The organism is Variovorax sp. V35 (assembly GCF_041154465.1).
GTDB lineage: Bacteria > Pseudomonadota > Gammaproteobacteria > Burkholderiales > Burkholderiaceae_C > Variovorax > Variovorax boronicumulans.
The window spans coordinates 1,484,581-1,505,284 of sequence record NZ_AP028666.1; the positions used below are offsets into that span (position 1 = coordinate 1,484,581).

Annotated in this window: 13 protein-coding genes and 1 pseudogene; 11 read left to right on the plus strand and 3 right to left on the minus strand. The window is 59.4% G+C overall.

Annotation, left to right across the window (positions count from 1 at the left end):
- From ACAM42_RS06800 to ACAM42_RS06810, 3 genes and pseudogenes are all read left to right on the plus strand, one after another.
- Positions 1-3,714, plus strand: coding sequence for a hypothetical protein (locus tag ACAM42_RS06800; RefSeq protein WP_369631515.1), 3,714 nt, complete (start codon positions 1-3; stop codon positions 3,712-3,714).
- A gap of 649 nt (positions 3,715-4,363) precedes the next feature.
- Positions 4,364-6,247 carry a hypothetical protein gene (locus ACAM42_RS06805; RefSeq protein ID WP_369631516.1) on the plus strand — a complete coding sequence of 628 codons (1,884 nt, stop codon included), beginning with the start codon at positions 4,364-4,366 and terminating at the stop codon, positions 6,245-6,247.
- Positions 6,248-6,443: 196 nt separating this feature from the next.
- A pseudogene (locus ACAM42_RS06810) lies at positions 6,444-6,599 on the plus strand (IS3 family transposase); the annotation flags it as partial.
- Between the two features lie 824 nt (positions 6,600-7,423).
- Here ACAM42_RS06810 and ACAM42_RS06815 read toward each other — a convergent pair.
- Positions 7,424-8,056, minus strand: a complete 633-nt coding sequence (locus tag ACAM42_RS06815; RefSeq protein ID WP_369631517.1) for a LuxR C-terminal-related transcriptional regulator — start codon at positions 8,054-8,056, stop codon at positions 7,424-7,426.
- 453 nt (positions 8,057-8,509) lie between these two features.
- Between ACAM42_RS06815 and ACAM42_RS06820 the strand changes: the two genes are divergently transcribed.
- From ACAM42_RS06820 to ACAM42_RS06850, 7 genes are all read left to right on the plus strand, one after another.
- The gene (locus tag ACAM42_RS06820; RefSeq protein ID WP_369631518.1) at positions 8,510-9,919 is read left to right on the plus strand and encodes an amidase; all 1,410 of its coding nucleotides are present in this window, start codon (positions 8,510-8,512) and stop codon (positions 9,917-9,919) included.
- A 597-nt stretch (positions 9,920-10,516) separates the two neighbouring features.
- Positions 10,517-10,876 (plus strand): hypothetical protein, encoded by a 360-nt coding sequence (locus tag ACAM42_RS06825; protein WP_369631519.1) that lies wholly within the window; start codon positions 10,517-10,519, stop codon positions 10,874-10,876.
- Positions 10,855-11,421: a hypothetical protein gene (locus tag ACAM42_RS06830; RefSeq protein WP_369631520.1), complete on the plus strand. Its 567-nt coding sequence runs from the start codon at positions 10,855-10,857 to the stop codon at positions 11,419-11,421. The genes ACAM42_RS06825 and ACAM42_RS06830 overlap by 22 nt, the downstream gene beginning before the upstream one ends.
- Positions 11,422-11,616: 195 nt before the next feature.
- Positions 11,617-13,479 carry an AMP-binding protein gene (locus ACAM42_RS06835; RefSeq protein ID WP_369631521.1) on the plus strand — a complete coding sequence of 621 codons (1,863 nt, stop codon included), beginning with the start codon at positions 11,617-11,619 and terminating at the stop codon, positions 13,477-13,479.
- A complete protein-coding gene (locus tag ACAM42_RS06840) occupies positions 13,476-14,480 on the plus strand; it encodes an NAD(P)H-dependent flavin oxidoreductase (protein ID WP_369631522.1) in 1,005 nt (334 codons plus the stop codon). The genes ACAM42_RS06835 and ACAM42_RS06840 overlap by 4 nt, the downstream gene beginning before the upstream one ends.
- A gap of 260 nt (positions 14,481-14,740) precedes the next feature.
- Positions 14,741-15,343: a helix-turn-helix transcriptional regulator gene (locus tag ACAM42_RS06845; protein ID WP_369631523.1), complete on the plus strand. Its 603-nt coding sequence runs from the start codon at positions 14,741-14,743 to the stop codon at positions 15,341-15,343.
- A 236-nt stretch (positions 15,344-15,579) separates the two neighbouring features.
- Positions 15,580-15,912, plus strand: a complete 333-nt coding sequence (locus ACAM42_RS06850; RefSeq protein WP_369632735.1) for a tripartite tricarboxylate transporter substrate-binding protein — start codon at positions 15,580-15,582, stop codon at positions 15,910-15,912.
- Positions 15,913-16,284: 372 nt separating this feature from the next.
- On the opposite strand, the gene ACAM42_RS06855 is transcribed toward ACAM42_RS06850, so the two are convergent.
- The gene (locus ACAM42_RS06855; protein ID WP_369631524.1) at positions 16,285-17,550 is read right to left on the minus strand and encodes a patatin-like phospholipase family protein; all 1,266 of its coding nucleotides are present in this window, start codon (positions 17,548-17,550) and stop codon (positions 16,285-16,287) included.
- Positions 17,551-18,524: 974 nt separating this feature from the next.
- Between ACAM42_RS06855 and ACAM42_RS06860 the strand changes: the two genes are divergently transcribed.
- Positions 18,525-19,037, plus strand: a complete 513-nt coding sequence (locus ACAM42_RS06860) for a hypothetical protein (RefSeq protein ID WP_369631525.1) — start codon at positions 18,525-18,527, stop codon at positions 19,035-19,037.
- Positions 19,038-19,218: 181 nt separating this feature from the next.
- Here the strand turns inward: ACAM42_RS06860 and ACAM42_RS06865 are convergent, their stop codons facing one another.
- On the minus strand, positions 19,219-20,646 hold the full coding sequence (locus ACAM42_RS06865; RefSeq protein ID WP_369631526.1) for an aldehyde dehydrogenase family protein: 1,428 nt from the start codon (positions 20,644-20,646) through the stop codon (positions 19,219-19,221).
- Between the last annotated feature and the right edge of the window lie 58 nt (positions 20,647-20,704).

Sequence of the window (20,704 nt, forward strand, 5' to 3'; positions counted from 1 at the left end):
ATGAAAATGAAGCTTCTCGACTACGCGCTGTTGACCCTTTTCTCGAGCGCCAGCTCGTTGGCAGCGGCGCAATCACCGGCCAGACCGTTGGCAGGTGCGACCCAATCCGCAACCTCGCTGAAGGAAGCCGAATGCAGCGAGAGCGGCTGCAAAAACGACGAAGGCATCCTGTTCCAGTTGCAGACTCGTGGCGCCCGTGCCCCTGTTAGCCGCGATACCAGCGAGCGCTCAAGCGCCGAGGCATTGCAGCCGGATCGTCGTGTACTGGTGGAAGTCGACAACCCCAAGGCCGCGCCGTTGCCCGGCAAGGCGAGTGCGGCGGGTAAGTTCTCGCTGCAGTTACCTAACGGCGGCGTGATTTGGGCCACCGAAGACCCGCAACTCGGTGTGCCCGAACTCAGCGTCTCCGGCCCCGCACTGGTCACGTTCGAGAGTGGCCGCATTACGAAGCCGGTGGAGTTCTTCGTTCGAAGCAACTATCCCGGCTTCATCGAGCGTTTCGAGTTGACGGTCTATCGTGCCACCGATATCAGCCTTACGGAGCCGCTCGCACGTGTTCCGATGCCGGTTGCGGCGGTCAGTCGCGCGACCTGGGACGGTGCGATGAACGCGCGCTTTCCATTGCGACAAGGCGACGAACTGGTCTACGTGTTGCGCGCGTGGGGCGTCGGTGGTGCTGTGGATGAAACGTTGCCCCGCACCTTGCAATTGGTACGTACGGAAGAGGCCGAGCGCGGCGCTACGATGCTGCGTGACAGCGTCGAGCGCACGCTCGGCGCAGCGCTGACCACACAGCAGGCCCAGTCGCAGAGTCAATTGAGCAGTGTGTTCAGCGGCAACGGTCTACGCCAGCAGAACATTGCGATCTACGGTTCGCGCATCCGCATCCAGGGGCGCAACCTGCCGGCCGACCACAACCTGCAGATCAACGGCGAGGAGTACCCGGTCGACCTCGAACGCAAGTTCGTGGCCGAGTTTCTCGAACCCATCGGCCGGCATAGTTTCAAGTTGGCGCTGAAGGACAGCGAGAACCGCACCGTGTTGACACACGCGATGGACGTCGATGTCACCGGCAAGTATTTCTTCGGCGTCGGCATTGCGGATCTCACGGTGTTTCAGAACAGGGCTACGGGCCCAGGCCAGGAACTGGCGCTCAACGGTCGCAATGAAGACTTGCTGACCAATGGTCGGCTCGCGTTCTATGGCAAGGCAAAGATCGATGGCAAGTACCTGATCACAGCTCAAGCCGACACGCAGGAACGGGATATCCGCGATTTGTTTTCGGGGTTCGGCCGCGCCGACCCGACAGACATATTCCGCCGGCTCGACCCGAATCAGTATTACCCGGTCTATGGCGATGACTCCACCACCTATCGCGACGTCGACACTCAGGGGCGGCTTTACCTGCGCGTGGATTGGGACAAGAGCCAGGCGCTCTGGGGCAACTACGCGACCGGCTTCACAGGCACTCAGTACGCGCAGTACGTGCGCTCGCTATATGGTGCTGCGCTCAACTGGCGTTCAACGGGCACCAACCCCTGGGGTGAGGCGCGCAGCACAGTGCGGGCCTTTGCCTCGCAAGCACAGACCGCGCCCGGCCACAGTGAGTTCATCGGAACCGGTGGTAGCCTTTACTACCTGCGCCACACCGACCTGTTGCCAGGTTCGGACATCGTCACGCTCGAAGTGCGCAACCCCGGCACAGGAAGCGTCGAGAACCGGGTGACCTTGGTGCGCGGGACGGACTACACCATCAACGAACTGCAGGGTCGCATCCTGCTGACCAAGCCGCTGTCGCAGATCACCAGCGACAACGTCACCAGCATCACCCGCGACACGCCACTGGGCGGTTATGAGCAGCGACTACTCGTCGACTATGAATGGGTGCCAAGCGATTTCACCGCCGGCAATCTCGCGGCCGGTGTGCGCGCCAAGCAGTGGGTGAGCGACAACGTTGCCGTCGGCGGGACCTGGGTCGAAGAAAAGCGCGGAGGCGACAACTACAGCCTAAAAGGCGTAGACCTCACGCTGCAGGCGGGCCGTGGGACCTTCCTCAAGTTGGAGCACAGCAAAACGGAAGCCACGGGCACGCCGGTGTTCTATTCGACCAACGGCGGCTTCAACTTCACACAGACCAATGCGAGTATTGGGCACCGCGAAGGCAGTGCTACGGCGCTCGAAGCGCAGGTCAACCTGAAGGAACTGGGCTGGACCGATCGGAACTGGTCGCTAGGAGCCTGGTGGCGCAAGGTCGGTGCAGGCTATTCGGTGGCGCGCAACGACATCGGGCTTGAGACCCGAGAGATCGGTGCCAACCTGCGCGGTGAGATCAGTGACACGATGTCGATCTATGCGCTTACGAGTCGCATCGAGCGGGGTGGTGACTCACTGCAGCAGTTGCAGATCACGGGCCAATGGCGTCCGACCGAAGACGACACAGTGAACGTCGAGATTCGGCGCGTCACGCAGCAACGCAGCTCCAGTGATGTCAACGGCACACTGGGCGCCGTCAAGTATGCGCGCCGCGTCACGCCGAACCTCGATGTTTACGGCATCGTTCAGAAAACGCTCGATGACGATGGTGGCCGCTATGCCGACAACGATGCCTACACGTTGGGGGCCAAGTACCGCTTCGCCAACCTGTCGACGATCGGAATTGAAAGTACCAAGGGTGACCGCGGCAACGCGGCCACGGTCAGTGCCGAATATCGCATGACGCCGGAGCACACCTTGTACGGCAGCTTCACGGCCACCAGCGATACAAGCGAATACGACTCGCTCTTCAACCCACGCCAGCAGGGTGGCTGGACGTTGGGTCAACGCTGGCGTCTGACCGAAAAGTCGAACCTGTTCAATGAAAGCCAGTACATCAAGGACCCGAATACGGGCAACGGGCTGGCCAACACCTTCGGCATGGACTTCTATCCAGCCGTGGGATGGAACGCTGGCTTCACATTGCAGCAAGGAGAACTCCAAGGTGTGAACGGCGACGTGCATCGGCGCGCCATCAGCATCAGCGCTGGCCGCACATCACCCGACACCACTTGGTCCAGCAAGGTCGAATGGCGTCGCGACACCGGCGCGGAAGATCGCACTCAATGGGTGTTGACCAATCGAATTAACCACAAGATTGATGAGAGCTGGCGCCTGTCAGCCAAGTTCAATTACTCAGACACCAAGGACAACGTCAATGCCGCCGCTGGCGCGAAGTACATCGAAGGTGGTGTCGGCTTTGCATGGCGGCCGTACAACGAAGCGCGCTACGCGCTGCTTGGCCGCTACACCTACCTCTATGACCTCGCCACGTTGGGTCAGCTTGGGGGGGCGCAATACGACCAAAAGTCGCACATCCTCTCGCTGGAGGGCATCTACAAGTACGACCGCAACTGGGAGTTCGCCGCGAAGATAGCGCGTCGGCAGGGCGAGGCCCGTTTCGGGCGAGGTACAGGCCAGTGGTTTGATTCAGCCACGACCTTCTTTGGTGCACAGGTTCGTTACGAACTGCCCGAGCAGTGGCACGCGCTGGCCGAGTACCGAGTGCTTGCTGTGAAGGACGGCGGTACGCGCAAGGGCTGGATGGCTGGCGTCGATCGCGATATTGGCAAGAACCTGCGCGTGGGCATTGGCTACAACTTCACCAACTTCAGTGACGACCTCACAAAGTTTGACTACAAGTACAAGGGATTTTTCCTGAATCTGGTCGGCACGTACTGACCGTTCGCGGGCAACTTCGGTCCCCAAACGGGATCGGTTGCAAAAAAGGAAATATCGGTGAATACATCTGTTTCGCATTCGAATGCATGTCGACAAAGACGCTCTAGAAGGTCTTTGCAGAGGTTTACAGCGATGCTTGCTTTGACATATGCCCAACAGAAGGTGGCACAGACCCCCCACCGGTTGCAGCACCCGGGGTACCTCAAGCCGTCGCGAATCACTGTCGCGCAGGTCCTTACACGATTTGGCGCCTTCGATCAACGCTCTACCCGCCCGTTGGCCTGCTCGCTTACTGACTTGTTGACCAAAGCTCCCTTCCTCTTGAATGCGTTGCTTCTTAGCTGTGCGGAAAAGCTACCTATAGGGTATGTGCGGGCGGCCATGACCTGGCCAATTGATGAAATACCCCTAGGAGAAAGAAACGGGAAAGTAAGGCGCGCCAGGAGCCATTTTCGGCCAAAGTTCCCAGTGTGCGATTGGTTTGAGCTTATAGACGAAGGAGCCATGATTTTCAATGAATCAGGCTTGCTGACAGGTGTTGACCCTTCTCCCCATACTCCACGGAACACTAAGAACTCTTGTCCCCGATATGCGAAAAGTAAATGACCCATCCAGCCACACGAAAAGTCCCGTCGGAGAGGCTCAAGACATGAAGTCTACAAACGTGCGGCTAACAACAATGCTGTCCAACCTGAAGGATGCTATGAAGCTGTTGCGCTGTTTTTTGACTAGCTGGGTGCTCCCATTGGCGGGAGTTTTGGCGGCGGGACTTATCCCGACGGCACAGGCGCAGACCTATCAACCGCCTGGTGCCTTTGTCAGCGGAACGGCGGGGCAAAACGGTTCTAGTACCTTCCGCTATAACAATGGCACCAATATCACGGTGACGTTTTCTACCACGGCTACAACTAGCGGTGGTATCTACAGTTATGGCGTGCGTACCGCCAATTCAACTTTGGGTGCCATTGGGTTTTCGACCGCCACGGATTACACCAACGCAACTCTTTCAAGCCCGGCCGCTTCTGTTGATCTGTGGGGCACCGGATGTCCCGATCCTGGCGTGTCGGTAAGTGGCACCATCTGCAATAATCGCGGCACCATGACTGTGACTTTCAGTCAGCCGGTTACCGACCCTATATTGCATTTTGGTGGTCTTGGCGCAACGGGCGCGGGGAGTAACAGATTCCATGCAATCTATGTTCTAACAAGTGCCTTCAACGGTGCGACATCGGTCACACCGTCCCTGACTAGGGTCAGTGGAAATTCCGCCTTCGCCGTGACCACGCCGCCGGTGACGGTAACCAATAATGTGGCTGCAGCCACTATGAGCTTCGAATGCAACCTTAATCTGGCTGCGTGCGGCAGCACTCGCTTTACTGGCACGGTCACGCAATTGGTATTCAGCATCGACCTGCGTGGCTGGGGGGGCGGGGCCTATCCGAGCACTCAGAGCACGGCTGCTGCTGACGCCAATACATTGTCCGCCAGTGTCGCTCCAGTAGCCGACCTGGCAATTACCAAGACCAATAACCAGACCGAGTATTTGCCCGGCCAAGCCGTGACTTATCAGATTGTGGTCACCAATAACGGGCCCAATTCAGTTGTGGGCGCCACCGTGACAGACAATTTCCCTGCGGCCCTAACCGGTGCGACTTGGACGGCGGCTTACAGTGTCGGCTCTTCCGGCCCAGCCTCGGGTAGCGGCAATATCAACACCGCGGCAGTCAATCTGCTTTCTGGAGGCATCGCCACGTTCACTGTAACTGCGACTGTCTCCGCCATCGCCACTGGCAATTTAGTGAATACCGCGACGGTTAGCGCGCCCAGCAGTGTCCGGGATCCGATTTCGACTAACAACACTGCGACCGATATCGACCAGCCTGCGGCGCGCGTAACGATCAGCAAGGTGAGCGTGGGCGGTATCGGCGCGTTTGCTTTTACCGGCACCAACGGTATCGGGGCGCAGACGCTCACCACCACCGTTGCTGGCACGCCGGTAAACGGCACGCCACAGAGATTGACCACCGCGGGGGGCGTAACAACAATCACCGAAGGCGCGCCACCGGCCGGCTATGTGCTTAGTGGCATCGCTTGCACGGGTCTTCCAGGTGGCACGGCCACCCCAGATCTGGCCACGCGCACCGTCACCCTGAATGCCGCCGCCACGGCCGCAGGCGCGGACATCACCTGCACCTTCACCAACACGTCTGTGGGCAATCTGAAGATCGTCAAAAGCGGCCTGCCGGCCAGTGTGCCCACGAACGGACTGGTGAATTACACGATCGCCGTGACCAATGATGGCGCTGTGCCAGTGACCGGCGCTCGCTTGCTGGACACCGTGCCCACTGGGCTCGACTGCGTGACGGCGCCACCGCCGCTGGCTGCACCCACCTGCACGCCAGCGGCAACCTGCACGGGCCCTCTGACGGCCGCTGCGCTGACCACAGCGCCAGGCATCACCCTGGCAACGTTGGCGGTCGGGGCGACGGTCACTATTACCCTGCAGTGTCGGGTGGTGGCTACAGGGCAGTAGCCCAGCGCCTGCGCTCATTCCTGATGCCATCGGGCAATACATTGATGTGAGTTCGTGGGCCGCAACGATTGAATCGGAAGTAATTCGCCGTGATGGGTCGAAGTGCTTCCACTTCACGGGCTTGGGTTGCTCGTTGTATTTGCGGATGAATCGCCCCGGTTTTTGAGGAGGCTTCAACTCTTGAGAAGATGAAGCCATGAATAAGTCGAACAAGTTCTCATCGGAGGTCCGTGAGCGTGCGGTTAGGATGCTGCAGGAGCACCGGGGAGAGAACTCGTCGCTTCGGGCGGCAGTCGAGTCCATTGCACCGAAGATCGGCTGCGTGCCACAGACATTGCGTGAATGGGTCAAATGCGTCGGCACCAAACGGGTCTTGCTGCCTTTGCCAGTGATCTCGAGCCACCGGCGCTCGCGCCCATCTGCGCTACGTAGGTTGAAGAATCCGCCCATGTGGGCGTCACAGATCTCGGACACGCGCAGCCCACCGATGTAGAGCAGCGAAAACAGCCGTCGGCAGGGCGATGCAAGCAGCCCTTCGCGTTCGCGGCCCAACGGCATCGCTTCAATCGCGCTCTTCACTACGTCCCAGTGTTCTTCCGGTAGAAAGCGGCTCATACGAGGTGCGGCCCGACGGCGCTTGCGCCAGCTCGGCGCCAACGGATTGCCGGCCAGGTGTCTGGCCACCTCCTGTCCACGTAAACCGTCGTAGCGGGCAGCATGGCCGGCGGCGGCGTGACGATCTGCAGCGCCGTCTGCGGTGCTGCCGATGCGGTGATCGATACGCTCGAGCTTTGCATCGACCTTGCGCGCCAAGGCATCGGGAATACGGTTGTTCCGCAAGCGGTCATACATCCTTTCAAGTACCCACAATTTAATTCGCGATCTGCAACCCGAAGACAATGTCGGTAAGACGAGTGTGGCTTCGCCACTTGACGGCGCTGTCCGGCGGCAATCGCCCTTGCTTGCGAACCAAATATCCTCCGAGCTTGGCGAGCGCGGTCAAGCAATGCGATAGCGCTCTCGTAAGCCGAAGCCCCTCACATAGTCGAAGACTGCCGATGACATCCTTGCCTGCGTCGAGAGGTTTTTTCTACGAAGTCCTAACTCACCGAATTAGCTCAGGAATATTCTGGGCCGGAGATTCAGTCGAGTTCGTTTCGGGCAGCTGCGCCGGTGTCAAGACAAGGCTTCATTAAGTTCAACCTTGTTCCTGACACAAAGGTGAATATAGGCTTGCCGCAGGTAAGTTCGCACCGTAGCAGGTGACAGTGATAGGCGGCGACCGATTTCCTTGTGGGTCATGCCAGCAGCAAACAGGTGGGCCACGCGCCGTTCTCGCGGCGACAGGTTGATCCCTATGGCGCCGGGCTCCATCCGCTCGATCCTGAAGTGGTCGCCCTGTGGACGGACATTCAACGCACCTTTGCCGAGCCGCACCATGCACGGCGAGTCATGCAAGCGCCTTACGAGATCCTCCGGAAGGTCGACGCCATCCCAGTCGGGCCACAGTTCATAGAGCAGTTCGCAAAACACGCCGCCCGTAAATAGCAAGTGTCCGTCGGCACGAACCAGAGCGAGCGCTTCCATTCGATGGTCGGACACCCGTGATATCGCCTCTAGGAGATTGAAATACCAGAGCTGAACCACATGCCGAGAAAGCTCCTGGAACCATACGGCCTCGCCGTCCGTGAACGGGCTGTCACCCTCGCCGCGGTACAGCACCAAGAAGAACAGCTGGCCTGTGGCCTCCTCATCCAGGCAAATTCCCATGGCATGGTGGATTTCATGCACTACTGCGAATTCGGCCAATGAGTCGGGCAGCCCGTCCCCCCCGGGCCGACGGTCACGAAGCGCCAGCCGACGCGCTTGCCCCATATGGTCCATAGCGTCTCGTGCGAAGGGGTCCCCCACTGAGACTTGTCGCCAATTGCCTGCAACATCTTCCGGCAGACCAAGAACGTCGGCTTGCAGGATATTTGGAGCCTGTAGCGGTCCGCGGTCGATGGCCAAGCCCCACCAAGCACTGCGAAAGGCAATCGTCTGCTGTATGAGTCGCACCGCATCCCGCAAGAAGACCTCAGGGTCCAGCTGACGGCTCAGTCTTCCTAAAACCAACAACTGAGAGCTCAGAGTTCGAAGGCTCTCGGGATTAAATGATGGGGGCATTTGGGATGAGCGGTGGGGGAGCGACCGTCTGCATCTGCAGACCTTCGAAGTGCCGACAAGCCTGCCTACCATCCAGCAAACCACCTTGGAGACAGCATGACGAACCAATTTTCCGATTTTGATGCAACCGGCCTTGCAGAGCTAGTGCGTACGCGAAAAGCCAGCCCGCAGGAGCTGGCCGAAGACACGATTCGAAAAATCGAATCTATCAATCCAACCGTCAACGCGATTGTTCACAAGACCTATGACAGGGCGCGCATGCGAGCCACGACGCAGCCCACCCATGGAATCTTCGCGGGCGTCCCTTGGTTGCTCAAGGATATCAGCGAGGCAGAAGGAGTTCCTATGACTTTGGGTTCGCGCGCGATGCGCGGGAACGTGTCGCAGGTCAGTGTTCCATTCGTTGAAGCGACCGAGACGGCAGGATTGAACATCCTGGGTGTCACCAACGTGCCCGAATTCGGCCTGACGGAAAGTTCCGAAAATGTTCTCTACGGTCCCACCCGTAACCCTTGGAGTTTGTCGCACAGCGCGGGTGGCTCGAGTGGAGGTGCGGCCGCCGCGGTGGCCGCAGGTATCGTCCCGATGGCACATGGGAACGATGGGGGTGGTTCGCTACGCATCCCGGCCTCACATTGCGGCCTGTTCACGCTCAAGCCCTCGCGGGGCCGCACGTTATCGGCTCATGCGCACGATTATCCGTTCGGCATCGCCTACGACGGCGCGATCAGTCGGAGCGTGCGGGACAACGCGCGCCTAATGAGCATTGTGGAGTCGCGCGAATCCGGGCTCCCTCCGCTCGGATTCGTGGAGGGGCCGAGCGATCGAAAATTGACAATCGGCCTTCTGCTCGACCTCGGCAATGGCGTTCCTTTGGACGCTGAGGTTGCTGCGGCAATCGTTTGCACGGCCAAGCTCTGTGAGAACCTCGGGCACCGTGTCGAGCCGGTGTCCCTGCCCTTTGAATTCGAGAGCTTCACCGAAGCTTTCATGTCCATCTGGATGTCGATGGCCGCACTGACCGTCGATTCGATCGCCGCACTCGCAGGGCCGCTCACACTTAGTGACCATTTCGAGGCTTGGACGTTGGGGCTTCGGGAAGAGACGCTGAGCCGCGGCGGCGCCACAGCGCTACTTCAGGCCGCTGCTCCCGTTGTCGAGAGCTGTTCTGAGAAACTCGATTTGCTTCTGCAGACGTACGACGTCGTGCTCTCTCCGGTCTGTCAAGGACGAGTGCCCTCTCTTGGCCTCCGAGAACTGAATGCATCGACGTCATACACCCAGCTTAAGCGGCGATTGATGAACTACGCATCGTTCACACCTATCCACAACGCCTGTGGTACGCCGGCGATGTCCGTCCCTCTCGGTTGGGACAGCGAGGGACTCCCGATCGGCAGCCAGTTTTTCGCTCGAAAGGGCCAGGAAGCGACTTTGCTCGGGCTGGCATATGAATTGGAGGCAGCCCAACCCTGGTCGCATCGTCGCCCCACTCATTTCGTGTGCTAACGGGTACGTCAGCACGGGCCCGCGTTCTTACTCAGACGCCCCCATTTGCACGCGGCTTTCAATCGCCCAAAAGTTTGAAGCCTGACGGTTCACCGAGGACTGACTCGGTCCGTTACTGCAGCACGACACGGTAGTCGTTCCACGGGGATCGATTGAACGGGTCATCGAGATGGGCGAGCGTCGAAGATTCATCCGACAGTACGTCATGAGTAGCCGGCGAGGTCGCTGGCTGCGAGTTTCGCGACGCGCGACTGAGCAGGAGATTGAGCAGCCTGCTTCATAAACTCTGCGGCAACATCGGAGGCACGATCCTCTCGCATGCCAGGGCTGGGCTGGCACCAAGACTGCCTACCGTTTGCTGTTCGATGTCGATGTCGATGTCGATGTCGACGAGCATGCCGTTCTTGCTGAGCACTTCCAGTCCACGCGTGAACGGACCCAGGCATGCTGCGGTCCTTTTCTCATCCTTCAGGACACCACCACGGAGTTCTTGTACAAGAGGGACAAGTCGGAATTGATCGGCTTCAAGGGGGGGCGACTCACAGCCGAAAAGACGAAGCGGGCCGTCCGTAGCCGCACACTACCTGCGGCACCTTGATGCACTCGGGTCTCTCTGTAGCGGCGCAAGGGCTGCCGTTAGGCCTGTGTGCCATCGGGTTCTGGAGCCGCCAGAAGTTCAAGGGCACCAGCGCGCTGAAGCGCAAGACCAACCCGACGTGCGTTCCTATTGAAGAGAAGGAACGCGTCACGTGGCTTCTGAACCTGCGTCAGTCGAGCGCCTTGATCGACGAGCCTGAGACCGAGCGCTGCGTGCACATGGGCGATAGTGAGGGCGACATCTACGAGTTGTTCTGCCTGGCAGACGAACTCGCGTCCTGGTGCAAGCCTGCGTCGATTGACCGGCTGGCGACGGCGAACAAGCGATCGCTGAGGAAATGGCTGAGGTTCGCGTGCTGAGGCTGCATCGCATCGAGTTCCGCGACGAGCGGGGCCAGCCTTGCCAAGCTACTCTTGAGATCCGATTCCGTTGCATTGGCGTGCTGCCGCCCATCGGCAAACAGAAGCCATATCCACCGCTCGAGTTAACGGTACTCCACGCGCAAGACGGTGAGGCGCAATCGGTCGCATCCCGCTGCAGTGAAAGCTCATCACGAACCTGCCAGGCCATTCAAAGGCCAAAGGCCGAGGTCATCGAGAAGATCGACCGGTACGCCATGCGTTGGAAGATCGAGACCTTCTACAAGATCCTGAAGTCAGGCAGCCGAGCCGAGGACTCGCGACTTCGAACAGCCGAACGCCTAACCAATCTGATAGCGATCCACTGCCTGAGCTGGGCATTGTTGCGTAGCCCTGCGGGAGTGGCTCCGGATCGTGGTTGGACTAGACAGATGACTAAGCTACCGCGGGTGGCTGAACTACAGGTGCAGGCATCGATCCTCAACAGGTTCACCAGTCTGGGACCGCGTATGACTGTGCGCGTGACATGGCTGCATCTGGGGTAAGGGGAGACTCGCCATGAACTCGGGCCATGAAACAGCGCCGGTGTACCGCATCACTTACGACCACACCTACTGGACTTCTTAAGTCGATGTAGAGCAATTTAGCGGGTTTGTGAGCATCCGGATTTGGCTGTTTAGTACAAGCCGCTTCGATGCCGTCCCACCAAAATTCTGGTGTCTTCAAAAGCTGGACACCTTATGCGAAAACCCAATCCACTCCGTACTCTTCAGGACATAGAGGCATTTGAGGCAGACATGCCCCTTGAGGCCCGGATTCCCCGCAGCATTCATGAGGCCTTTGCCAAATCGGCGGTGGCCTTCGCAGACCGCACGGCGCTCACCATGGTCATGACCGGGTCAGTCGCCGAGGAACCCGTGCAAGTCAGCTACGCAGAGCTGTACGAGCGGATCACGCGTGCAGCGAATCTTTTCTCCGCCGTCGGTGGTCAGGGGGTAGGCGTTGCTTACATGTTGCCAATGCTCATCGAGACGCAAGTGGTGCTGTGGGCTGCTGAAAGTGTGGGCTACGCGGTTCCGTTGAATCCGATGCTTCAGCCCGAGCAGTTGATTGACCTGATTTCGATGTCGGGCGCCGGGATACTGGTGACTTGTGGGCCCGCTGTGTCGCCTCAACTCTGGGAAAGTTGCCAGGCGATCCGAAAGCAGCTGCCCCATTTGCAGGTGGTTTGCATCGGAGGCGCCGCCGGGCTGGACGGGCCTGTGATTGACTTCAGCACTGCGACCCGGCAAACCCGGGCGAATGAACTGGACCACCCAGCTCCTGTGGACTTGGACCGTGTTGTTGCCTATTTTCATACCGGCGGCACGACTGGGAGCCCCAAGCTTGTGGCCCACACGCAGCGCAACCAGCTGTCCGCCGCGCTTGGCGCAGCCGCGCTGCTTGCAATGGGGCCAGACGACGTATTGACGAACGGGATGCCGATGTTTCACGTGGGCGGCGCCATCGCATGCAGCCTGGCACCGTTCATGAGCGGCGCCCATGTTCTGATCCTCTCGCCGCTGGGGCTCAGGAGCCCAGACATCATCCGTAACTACTGGCGCATCGTGGAGCGCTATGGCGCAACCATCGCAGGTGCTGTCCCCACGGCGCTGAGCGCGATCCTGTCGCGCGATGTGGACGCAAGCCTGAAAACGGTGAGGTACGGCATTACCGGCGCGGCATCGATGCCTCGCAGCCTGGCTGAAAAATTTTCGTCAATGACGGGCCTGCCTCTGCACGAAATACTGGGCATGACGGAGTCTGGTGGTGTGACCGCCGTAGACCCCATCGCCGGGGCCCCCACCTTGAGCTCGGTGGGACTGCGGCTGCCGTACACGCGCATTGAAGTTCTCAAGCGCGGTGAAGACGGAAGCCTGGGCGAGGCCTGCAAACCGCACGAAATTGGCGTGTTGGTCATCTCGGGCCCCACGGTTTCGCCGGGGTACCGCGACACACGGCAGAACGGAGGGGTATTCGTAGACGGAAAACTGAACTCCGGGGATCTGGCGTACTTTGATGAAGATGGAAAGCTCTTTATCGCGGGGCGCGCCAAGGACCTGATCATTCGCAGCGGCCACAACATCGATCCGTCGATGATTGAGGCCGCCTTTGCCGCTCACCCTCAGGTTGCCATGGCCGCAGCTGTCGGCCAGCCGGATTCATACGCGGGGGAACTACCGGTCTGCTACCTGACCCTCGCCCCCAATGCGACGGTGACGCCCGAGGAACTGCAAGCGTTTGCTCGGGAGCGTATTGACGAAAGACCGGCTTGGCCGAAGCAGGTCTACGTGCTCGCGACACTGCCGGTCACTGGAGTCGGGAAAGTCTATAAACCGGCGCTGCGCGCTGATGCCGCGATCCGGCTCGTGGAACCCCTGCTGGAGGCGGCCCTGGGAGAAAAATGGGGTAACGCGACAGCGACAGACGGCGGGCCACGGGGCATGTCCGTTCAAATCTCGCTGTCCTCAGGCGACCCTGCGGCGCAAAAAGTGGCGCATGACATCCTCAAGCCATTCTTGTTTGACCATTCGATCAATCCTCAGAAAGACACAGCGAGATGAAAACCCGCATCACCGAACTGTTCGGCATTGAGCATCCAATCATCCAGGGGGGCATGCACTACGTGGGCTTCGCAAAAATGGCGGCAGCCGTTTCTAATGCCGGCGGGTTGGGCATGATCACCGCGCTGACGCAGCGCACACCCGAGCTTCTGGGAGAGGAAATCTCGCGCTGCCAGCAGTTGACCAACAAGCCGTTCGGCGTCAACCTGACATTTCTGCCTACGGTGAATTCGCCCGACTATGCTGGATACATACGCGTGATCATTGACTCGGGCGTCAAGGCGGTAGAGACCGCCGGGAACAATCCGCAGAAATGGATTGCGTCGCTGCACGATGCGGGCGTCAAGGTCATCCACAAATGCACCTCGATCCGCCACGCGCTCAAGGCAGAGTCGATCGGTTGCGACGCCATCAGCATGGACGGGTTTGAATGCGGCGGGCACCCCGGAGAAGACGACGTGCCGAACTTCATCCTGCTGCCCAGGGCCGCCGACGAGTTGAAGGTTCCCTTCGTGGCTTCGGGCGGAATGGCCGATGCGCGTTCCCTGGTCGCTGCATTGGCGTTGGGGGCGGATGGCATCAACATGGGGACCCGCTTCATTGCCACCCAGGATGCTCCGGTTCATCTGAACGTCAAGGACGCCATCGTGGCGGCCAGCGAACTGGATACCCGCTTGGTGATGCGGCCGCTGCGCAATACCGAGCGGGTCCTGAAGAATGCCGCGGTCATCCGGCTGCTCGAGAAGGAAGAGGCGTTAGGAAAGACACTCAAATTTGATGATGTCCTCAATGAAGTGGTCGGGGTTTACCCAAGGGTCATGCTCGAAGGCGAGATGGATGCGGGAGCCTGGTCATGCGGCATGGTGGCCGGTCTGATTGGCGATATACCTACCGTCAAGGACTTGATTGATCGCATAATGCGCGAAGCACAGGAGATCATCTACGGCCGCATGGTCGGCCTTGCCGGGCCTGTGCCTGGCATGCCCCAGGGCGTGACCTGACTCCTGGGCGGCGGTCCTAACCGCCTTACTTTCATTCCGGGTCAAGCATGAACGCAAGCTACGGGCGCTCAACGCAGGTTCACCTTTGCAAGCACATGCTTGCAATTGACACGCCCACTGTCGTGAGCGGGCCCACACGCAGGCCCACCGCCGTCATTCTCTGGGCGTCCAATGGCCGACCTTTGAAGATGCGCGATACGCGCAGTGGAGCGATATGGGAGGGAAAGGCTGCAGTCGTTGCGCCTCACTTCCTGCGTGCCATGCAGGCTGAAGACTGTGGGTTGCTGAGCCTGAATTTCGAGCCCGGGCATCCGTTGTTTCGTGGGCTTTGCGACATCACCCGTGAAAAGGGAATGCTCCCACTTGACGGAAAATCGCTGTTGCCCTGCTCAAACGATGTGCGAAACCTCGTCATGTCATCTGACAGCGTCGAGATGGACCGGCTGGCTACTTTTATTGCGCGGCTGGTGTTGCCATCCATGGAGAAAGCCGTCCCTGGTGATGAGCGGGTGGCAGTGGCGATAGAGCGCCTTGAAGAAAATCTGAGCAAGCCGCCCTCACTACCCGAGCTTGCCCGCAGCGTGGGGCTGTCCGGGCGGTACCTTTCAGACTTGTTTGTCGACCAGGTGGGGCTGGCGGCCCGTTCTTACATCGTCTGGAGGCGCTATCGGCGCGCGCTCGCATCATTGCATCTTCCGCATAATCTTTCTGACATCGCGCAATCTGTCGGGTTTTATGACCAGGCGCAGATGGCGCGAACATTCGTCGAGTTTTTTGGCTTCGCACCCTCCAGGCTGCGCGAGCAAGGGTCTATTCGTTTTCATGGTGGGCCACTTCATACAAGTCGCGCATTGCAGAACTGACGAGAATTCTGCTGTTCATTCCCAAACAGCAGGAGACATCGACGAGAACAACGCTTGCATACACGAGCTGCCCAACCTTTCCCACAAGCTAACAAGGTGCGCAGCGCTTGTCGGCATCACGTCCATTGCCGTCGCGGGCCATCAGGCTCTGCGTAGACGGGGCTCTATTCGTCAGGCCTGATTAACGTGACGGGGGCATACCCCACCGGGGCCAGGCCGATGTGATTGCACGCAGTGTGTCACTGGGCCTGGGTAAAATTCTCGGCCAGTCTGTCGTAGTGGACAACGTGCCCGGCGCGGGCGGCGCCATCGGGGTTCACCGCGACCTGGGCACGCGCCAGGATGCACATTCATTGCGGGTGGCGACCGCGATCGAGTTGAAGCAAACCTCAATCGCCTTCAACGTCAAATACCGGTCTGAAGACCTGGGGATGATTGGTTTGATTGCCAGCTCCAACCTGCTTCTTCTGGGCAAGTCGAATCTTGACGTGAAAACACCCGAGGACCTAGTTGCGCTGGCCTCGTCAAAGCTTGACGGCAGGCAAGCTCACGTTCGGCAGTGTCGGTAGGGGAGGGGCATTCCTACTGGGATGAGTCGATGAAGCGGATCCGTCATGCAGACTACCGCGGCCACAGGTGGGTGGGCTAGCAGTTCAAACTGACGATGGCTGCGGGAAAATCATCCATACAGCTCGAATCTCCAGTTTCGAGGCAGTAAGGGATAGGATGATGAGACGCACAACCTGCGCGGAGATTCAGGCGCCGCGCTCACAGCGAAAAACAACGCCGTTAGATAGCTGGCAGACGGCCTCCACTGTCTTGCGCTGAGCAGCACTGGCGGCTTCGGATGTGGAGATCCATCCGCCCGTTAGCTCTATTTTCAGGCTCTCCCGCATCCCGAGCTCGCACTATCGACCGGATCACCGCGCCGCGGTGCAACTTCATGGCAAGGTGGAGTTAGCCGTTGACTGAAGGCCGCGTAGAAACTCATGGAACTGAGGCGAACGACGCAGCGACTCCTGTCCAGCCTCTTGTAAACGCTGTGTTTCACTGGGCGCGATGGTGAAGGATGTGGGGATCCGTGCTAGCGATGAATCCTCGGTGTCGCCCAGGCTCACGTCGATAAGATGGACTTGAGCGTCTGGTGCGAAAGGGCTGGCATCTTGCCCGCGTAGGGCCATCAGTTCTTGCGACCAGCGTTGCAGATCGTCGCGCAGCAGTGCCGAAGTGATCCGGGTCTCGCGTGAGCCGGCGCCGAAGATGAGTGTATTGATCACCTGCAGCGTGTCGGGTACGCGGTCGCTCCGGTCAATGTGCTCGTCCAAGCCCCGCTCGGCATTGACTACCAGAAGCGCGATGCGACGGATTGAGCCGCGCGGCGCGCCTCGGAAGACGCGCTCAAGAGATCCATCGACGATCATTCGGTCCAGCAGCGGCCTTACGCCGAGGTTGTCGCTGACACCACCATCGACAAGGTGAATGAATGGTCGTAACTGAGCATCGCCATAGCTCTCGGCTGAGAGCCGGAACATGCGCGAGCGGAAATTTTCGTCAGTTTTCGCCTCATCCAGCGGCGGCGCTGCCGTTTGACATTGGCCGGCATGGTTACGCAGCGTCAAAGGCGCCAGCAGCAGGGGAACGGCGGCGGACGCGGCGACGGCAAAAGACAGGGGTACTTCTGACAGATCACTGCAAAGCAATGCAAGCTGTTCATGAGTAAATTCGAATGGTGCACCCGTCGTGAGGTCAGTGGCGCCAACGACAAGCTGTGGGGCGCCAGGGCGAGCCGCGACGTCGGCGAAGCGCCGCCCTCGGAACAGATGATCAAAGCGCTCGGCCAACACGTGGCCGCGTCCGTACCATGGTGAACTCAAGTGCCACAACGTGCGTGGTTGCATGGCTTGGGTGACCAGCTGATCCTGAAAGCCTATTCTGAGGAACTCTGGCTCGAAGCGAGTGAAGACCTCGTCGCCAAACGCGGCATAGTAGGCTGCTAAGACGCTGCCGCCGGAGACCCCGCTGACCAAGCCGACCGTGTCAAGCAAGGTGCCCTGGCGACCATCCTGATCGAGTGGCGTGGCCTTGAGTTCACGTAGCACACCTAGCCCGAACGCGGCAGCTCGTGCCCCTCCGCCAGAGAACGCGACTGCCGCGATGATCGATCCGCGCTGCTGGTTTGAGGCGGTATGGGCTGCAGCTTCCAGCATCGCCGAGCTTGTCGGGGGGTTGACCCACGGTCGAGTACTTGAGCAGCCAGCTAGCAGCATGCTGAGCAGTAGGGGCACTAGGGAGGGGAACCTAAGCGTCATGTATTGGACTCCTGTTTGGACGGAGTGGCCTCGAGCTTGGCAAGCCAGTGTGTGCCGGCGAAGGTATCGGCTGCCCCGCTGCTTGCTGAGCCGGCGGCCTTGACTCTGACCAACTCGGGGAGGGACGCCGGCTCGACGGGTAAACCGCAGGTGTTCGGCACAAGCGCTGAGGTGATGGACGCCGAGGCCATGGCGCCACCGGGATGCAGGCAATAGGTATGCATGGACAAATTGTTGGATCAAGAAAAGTCAGCAAATCTCGCCCATCAGCTCAAGCATGGCCTTGCGCATGGTCGCACCTTCTCTGGGCCTGACTGATGCAGTTGCCGGCGCAAAATTTCGCCATCTAGCGTCACTGATAGCAGCAGCGATAAGCCGGCCCCTGGGATCGTCTGTCAACGTGTCGTCGTCACGTTCGTGCATGACCCAAGCCGACGATAGAAGATGAGGTTTGCGGTGGACAGAAATCTCCAAAGTGAGTTCGCAAGACCGATAACTTGGGCCCGCTGACGCCCGCGCATGACTAATGAACGGTTCCACCGCTCGGGTTTCAGGTTGAGTCTGAGCGCTCGGAGTAATGCAGTGGTTCTGGCTCCCCGTGTAATATACTATACGCGTATAGCAAACTTTGCTCTGAAGGGAGTGCGTAGTCAACTGCGTCGCGGCCCCCGTATCAGCGAGGGAAGGGTTCAGCGCGGTAGAGCGTTGAGTGGCGTAGCCACTCTAGAACTTCTCACCAACTGGGGATGGACAGTTTCCTCGGCTCTATTTGTCAAATTTTCAAGTGCGGGAGAGCTTATGAATACGAAATTTTCTAGAAGCAACAACGCGATGCATCACTCCGACTTTTCGATTGATTGAAAGGGTCGAGCATGCATGCGAGTAACGAAATTCCGTCCGATGCCTTTATTGAAGGTTTTCTATATGAGCTCTCCAATCGCGCATTTGCAATGCGTGTGGCGGAGCGTCTCTCAAAGCGGCTCAAGGGAGAAAAGCAAGAGCCTTTCTGGCTGGCCTACCTGAGATTGGAGCAACTGAATGCTCCTTACTACCGAGCGGCTGCCTTGGGGTTCGGGCTGAACTTTCGTGCTGGATGGTGGATCGAGATCAAGGCCTGGGCAATCAGCTTGGTTCCGAGGAGTCTCATGAAGCCTGCACTCGAATCGGCTCATTCCAAAACGGTTGAATATGTTGGAGAGCTGCGTGAATTGCGACGAATCGGTCCTGCTAGCTCGCAGGACTTTCTGAGCTACATGGTGGCCCAGGAGGAATTGCAAGTTGAGATGATGCAACTGGCCCTTCGAGGGGAGTATGCAAAGCTTGTTAGGCGGGTAGATGGCTTTATCCGTACCTACAACGGTGGCCCTTTTTTCCCTGAAAAGTAGACTCGGGATAACGAATTGGGAGCACTCGCACGGGGGCTCAATCCCAGATTGGGCCTGCATCGCCGCCGCCGGAGCGATGCCAGCGCTCTGCCTCCGAAGTAACTAGATGGGCGGGTCGTTGAGGATCAAGGCGCAGACGTGCGGCCCAGCAACCTGTCGCTCGAGTGAGGCTCCTGAGCCTCTACCAGCGCGCAAGCATGTCCAAAATTCGTCGCATGCCCGGGCCATAAGGCGGGTGAAGCAGACTGCTCGCGTTCCAACGCAACTGCCGGAACACCGGCTTCAGATGTGACAGCCGCAGGAATCCGGCCTCACCATGGTAGGCGCCCCACCCGCTCTCGCCGACGCCGCCGAACGGCAAGTTGGCATGTGCGAAGTGCAATAGCGTTTCGTTCATAACTGCGGCACCGCTGACAGTCTCGCTGAGCACCTTTTTCGTGCGTGCTGAATCGTTGCCGAACCAGTACAGGGCCAAAGGCCGTGGTCCGGCATTGATATAGGCGATAGCTTCGTCCAACGTGTCGTAAGGAACGATTGGCAGAATCGGCCCAAAGATCTCTTCCTGCATTACTCGCATTTGAGGCCGAGTGTCTAGCACCAAGGTTGGGGGCAGCTGACGCCGTTGTACTGAATCACTTTTTTCAGTGGCGCGCACTCCGACCTGGATCACACGAGCGCCCTGGTCTTGCGCGTCGTACAACAGAGACAGCATGCGCGCCAGACCGCGCTCATCTAGCAAGGCTGTGTAGTCGGGATTGCCAACGATCTGCGGATAGAAGCGTTGCACCGTGGCATTGAACGCTTGAACGAAGTCCGCTTCGCGCCCGCGTGGCAACAGCACATAGTCGGGCGCAATGCAAGTCTGGCCGCAGTTCAGCAGCTTGCCATTGACGATGGCCGGCATCACACTTGCAAAGTCGGCGGCGCTGTCGATCAGGCAAGGCGACTTCCCGCCCAGTTCCAACGTGGTCGGAACGAGGTTGGCTGCTGCGGCGGCGGCAATCTTGCGCGCCACCGCAGGCGAACCGGTAAACACCAGATGATCGAAGCGCAACGCAGAGAATGCGCTGGCCACCGTGATGTCGCCCTGTATCACGTCGAATTCCTCTAGTTCGAAGTGCATAGCCAGGCACTGGGCCAGACAGGCTGCGGTGTGTGGCGTCAGTTCACTGGGTTTGAGTAGCACGCGGTTGCCTGCAGCCAATGCGGCGATGCTGGGGCCCAGTGCCAATGAAATCGGATAGTTCCACGGCGCGATGACGCCGACCACACCCAGCGGCTGAGGCATCAGGTGTGCGCGGGCCGGCTGCAGTTGCAGTGGCGTACGCACGCGACGACTGCGCATCCAGTTGCGTAGATGGCGCAACGCATGATGCAATTCCCATTGCAAAGGGACCAGTTCGCTGAGCCGGGTCACTTCGTGGGACCGCGCACCGAAGTCGGCTCGCGCGGCATCGGCCAAGCGCTCACCGTTGACCTCAAGGACTGCCTGCAAACGACGCAACCTGTCGCGCCGCAAGGCCAACGGTACGACAGGCCGGATGCGGCTGGCTTGAAACTGGCGTTCGAAGCGAGCAGCCAGCGTTAGCTCTGGGTAGTCATGCTTCATGAAAATGATCCTGGACGCAAGATGAAAATTCTGCACGTGCCTCTCTGGCGATTGAGCC